This is a genomic window from Paenibacillus sp. 01L418, from assembly GCF_056400045.1.
In genome coordinates, this window is sequence record NZ_JBFTSN010000473.1 from 1 (window position 1) to 4516 (window position 4516).

The 4516-nt window shown below is 44.9% G+C and carries 5 protein-coding genes; all 5 read right to left on the reverse strand.

Annotated features, from left to right (window positions below):
- Nucleotides 1-416, reverse strand: a 416-nt coding sequence (locus AC1DSE_RS30655) for an IclR family transcriptional regulator (protein WP_477528732.1), incomplete at its 3' end; no start/stop codon positions are given.
- 148 nt (nt 417-564) lie between these two features.
- Nucleotides 565-822 (reverse strand): inositol monophosphatase family protein, encoded by a 258-nt coding sequence (locus AC1DSE_RS30660; protein ID WP_441880640.1) that lies wholly within the window; start codon nt 820-822, stop codon nt 565-567.
- 222 nt (nt 823-1044) lie between these two features.
- Nucleotides 1045-2229, reverse strand: coding sequence for an ABC transporter permease (locus tag AC1DSE_RS30665; RefSeq protein ID WP_477528733.1), 1185 nt, complete (start codon nt 2227-2229; stop codon nt 1045-1047).
- A complete protein-coding gene (locus AC1DSE_RS30670; protein WP_477510362.1) occupies nt 2213-2845 on the reverse strand; it encodes a biotin/lipoyl-containing protein in 633 nt (210 codons plus the stop codon). The genes AC1DSE_RS30665 and AC1DSE_RS30670 overlap by 17 nt, the downstream gene beginning before the upstream one ends.
- 30 nt (nt 2846-2875) lie before the next feature.
- Nucleotides 2876-4276: a dihydrolipoyl dehydrogenase gene (gene lpdA, locus AC1DSE_RS30675; protein WP_477510361.1), complete on the reverse strand. Its 1401-nt coding sequence runs from the start codon at nt 4274-4276 to the stop codon at nt 2876-2878.
- Between the last annotated feature and the right edge of the window lie 240 nt (nt 4277-4516).

Consider the following 4516-nt stretch of genomic DNA (forward strand, 5'->3'; position numbering starts at 1 on the left):
GCGCTGCTATGCAATGGTATTCTGCGACCGATACGTGAATAACGAATTGCAGCCTTATGCCCCTCTACTTTATCAATGTATATCCCTTCTTTTCCATCATCCATAATGACCAAATGTGTCGTTTGACCAGTGGCGGCAGACAAAGCCCTAAGATGCGGTCTAGCGATTTCCCGAATATCAAAATGATTGAGAAGCAATTGCCCCTTCTCTACAAACCTCATCCCGAGGCGGTATTTCCCAGTCTGCTCATCCTGTGTAATGTAATCATGAATTTGAAGCGTTTTCAACAATGAATGAACTGTACTTTTGTGCAAATCCATTTCTGAGCTTATTTCAGACAGTTTGTACTCCATATGATGCTCATCGAATAGGTCGATAATTTTCAGTGCTCTATCCAATGCTTGAATGATGGGCATATTCCTTCACTCGCTCCCCTCCTAGAAGCGGTTTTATATTATAAAACCGTGTTCTAAAATATTGTTGGGTAAATAATAGCAAACTCTAATTGCAATGTCCACCCTCTGTTATCATACAGCGGACCATCTTTTGAAAGCTAAAAACGCGTCACAGCTCAACGAATCTATTTTTGTTTCGATAACAAAAACAAAAATGACGCTCAGGAAAATATTTCTTGGCGTCATCTTTATGTTCTTTGAATTTAAACTCATTTCCATCACGGTCTGATATCTTCCCACCCGCTTCTTGAATAATAATCAAGCCAGCGGCGACACCCCAAGGATAAAGCCCATCATGCCAAAATCCAGTCAATCTACCCGATGCCACTAAACATAAATCTAGGCTAGCAGAGCCAATAACACGCACATCTCTAGCTTTATTAAAGCAGCTCCACTATGACGATAACGATAAACCTGTTTTTTACTCCCTTGATTATTTGAAAAACAGTGTCTTTAAGCTATTTATTAAACGCGAATAAACAAACCTTCGAACAGTCGAGAATCTGAACTCTCGTATTCCCCCTGTGTTCCCTTGACTGAAATAGGGTATCTATCTTAGTCAAGGGCGTTATTCGAACGGGTAAGGAACTTAACTATTTAACGAACCGCTGCTCGGCAGAATGTCCGCACTCACGACTCGTTCCCGGCTGGAATATGTTTTCCCTGCTTCCCGCAGTACCAGTAATCCAAGGAATAAGGACACGCCGCCTATAATGATCAGCAGTGCTCCGAGCTCCTGACTGTAGGCTGTTAGCGCTCCATCCCGAAACGCCATCCCGCGTATGAGGCGGTTAAGCCAGTTCATCGGCAATACCCATGCAAAAATTTGAAATGGCTCTGGAAAAGCAAGCGGGGTCAGTTGAATTCCAGTTGCAAGAAATGAAGGATACAATACGAAGCTGGTTCGCAAATTGACTTTAGACAAATCTTTGGCAGAATAGCCGATCAACAGCCCCATAAGTGACAATGCAAAGGCATAAACAAGCAATGGGATAATAAAAAGATAAGGCTCCGCTTCAAACCGCATTMCCCCCACCTGCTTCAGTAATCCATAACATAAGAGCAGCGAGAGGGCGGTCATGACCGCGTAAGGTACACTGCGAATCCAAAGCTGCAAGGGCGACTTTCCGTTTGCAAAGAGCTTCCCTTCCTGACGCAAACGAGGCGCAATAGAGCCCGCTGCGCTTGTTGTAATCATGAGAACCACAATGTTTACAAAACCAAGCACCATAAAGCCGACATAACTTGTGGTTGGATTAAACAGCATCCGCTGCTGAAGAGACAACGGAGAAACAACGCCTCTAGCGGTTTCGGCGTCCATCCCTTTTTGAACCAGATGGGACATAGAAAGGGTCATAGTTTCCGTTACGATGACTTCCTGAATCGCTGTCCGAATGCCGGTTAACCCTGAGGGCATCGTGTTATCCATTAAAATGCCGATATTCGTTGATATCCCTTGCTGCTGAAGCTGCTCCAACTGCTTAGGTAGCATGATGACCGCTACAGCCTGCTCATTTGCAAGCAATATTTCCGGGCTCAGGCGGCTCGCGTACACATTTGTAACGTTCATGTAGGGGGAAGCATTTATTTTCGAGATCAGCTGCCGCGAATACGAGCTGTGATCCTCATCAATGACTACAACGGGCGATTCGCTAATTTGGTTATGCGAGAACATTAAACCAAAAAATAGGGCCGCAACTAGTGGGCCAATAAAGATTAAACGCAAATACTTACTGCCCGATACGTACTTCCACTCGTCAATCAGCGATTTCATCAAGTCTCACCTCCGCCGTCATCCCCGGAAGCAAATCAGCATTTGAATCCATAGCAATTCGGACAAGAAACATACTTAAATCTGCTTGCCCCTTTTCACGTGACATGCGCAAGTTTGCAAATTGTGGGGCCGCTGAAATCGAAGTCACAACACCAGTCACCTGTGCAGGATCATCCAAGTATGGAAAATGAATACCAATGCTTTGATCAACCTGAAGCTTTTGGATTTCACTTTCCTGTATGTAGAGATCTGTATAATAGCTATTTTTCTGCAAAACCGCCATCGGCGCGCCTTGCTTTACTTGATCCCCCGGCTTAACCGCAATTCTGCTGATCAACCCGTCATCTAGTGCAAGCACATCTTCTTCTCCTTCCTCAGCTGATTTAACCTTGAACAACACATCACCGCGTTTTACCCAGTCACCCGAAACTACACCTACCTCTATAATCGAACCTGGATTCTTCTGATAAAATAGGGTCGTTTGCTCCGCCTCAAGCACACCTTGTTTCCTCATCTCAGCCTGACTGACTGCATCCTTTCCTTTAACAACAAGAAGTGAACCTCCAACGATCAGCGCAACCGCAATCCCAATATAAAAACCTGCTTTTATTTTCATTCCTCAATCTCTCCCATTCTCTATTTGCAGTTAAATCTGCTGCTCTTTTTTTATCTTCATCATTTTTAAGACCGCGTTTTCGGCAGCTTCCATAATTACTTCTCCCAATGTCGGATGGGGGTGAATGGTCAAAGCCAAATCCTCCACGGTTGCTCCCATCTCGATAGCAAGGCCAAGCTCTGATACGAGTGTTGAAGCCTCCACGCCAACGATTTGTGCACCGATCACGATTCCTGAGGATGGGTCCGCCAAAATTTTCACAAACCCTTCAGTCTCCCTCAATGCCAAAGCTCTTCCGTTGATCGCAAAAGAAGCTTTGCCAATAACAATCGGGATGGATTTAGCTTTTGCTTCCGTTTCATTTAAACCAACGCTGGCCAGCTCTGGGTGAGAAAAAACGACGAGCGGAATGGCTTTATAATTAACCTCATAGGCATAACCAGCAATGGCTTCTGCCGCAATTTTCGCTTCGTAAGAAGCCTTGTGGGCGAGTGCCGGACCAGCCGTAATATCTCCAATGGCAAAAATATTTGGAATAACCGTTCTGCACTGTTCGTCTGTCTCAATCAGTCCCCTGCCCGTCACGGGCAAGCCTATGTTCGCAAGCCCTAAATGACCATCTGTATTTGGTTTTCTGCCGATAGTGACTAACACATACTCCGCTGTAACCTCATGTTGCTCCATATTTTTTAAATACTGCAGTGTAATTGAATCAGCATGCTGAACCACTTTCTGTGCTGTCGCCCCAGTAATCATTTGAATTCCATCGGCTTTCAACTGCCGAACCACAGGGAGCGCGAGGTCTGCCTCGAAGCCCGGCAGTACTTGTTCTCCTCCTTCTAGAATCGATACCTTTGTTCCAAATTTGGCATACATTTGGCCTAGTTCGATTCCGATATAACCGCCGCCAATAACGACCAAACTGGTCGGAACTTCAGGGAGCGATAGCGCTTCTGTGGAAGATAAAATACGTCCTCCAACCGGAAATGCTTGCAGCTCAATTGGACGAGATCCCGTTGCCAATATGGCGTTTCTAAAAGAAATGGTTTGCTCCCGGCCGCTTTGCTGAATAATAGCTGTATGTTCATCAACCAAACTGGCCTCTCCCTCCAAAATGCTCACACCTGCAGTCTTTAATAAATAGCTAACTCCTCCTGCCTGCTTTTTCACAATTCCCTGCTTGAAATGCTGCGCAATTTCAAATGCTGCTGCCGAATCCGCATGATTGAACTGCCTAAGCAAATCATAGCGATGCGATTCTGCAATTAATGCTTTGGATGGAATACAGCCAACATGCGTGCAGACCCCGCCGAGCTGACTGCGTTCCACAATCGCCGTCTTCATTCCAAGCTGTGAAGAACGAAGCGCCGCCACATAACCTCCCGGACCTGATCCAATGACCAACGTTTCTACGGATTCAAGCTTACTCATTTTCTGATCCCTCCTGATGAAACCATTTAAAATATGATGACCGTAATATATTATAACCATCATATTTTAAAATCGTCAACAACCGTATTAAGCCCTTCCGCTAGCTAACCGTTGCTGTATTCACTCAATTGACACCCTATATTATGACGACTATAATATTTTGAAGATAGAATTATGAAGCTGTGGAGTGATTACAATACCGTATCCCAAAGGTCATAAGATGAAAGTGCGGAATAAGAT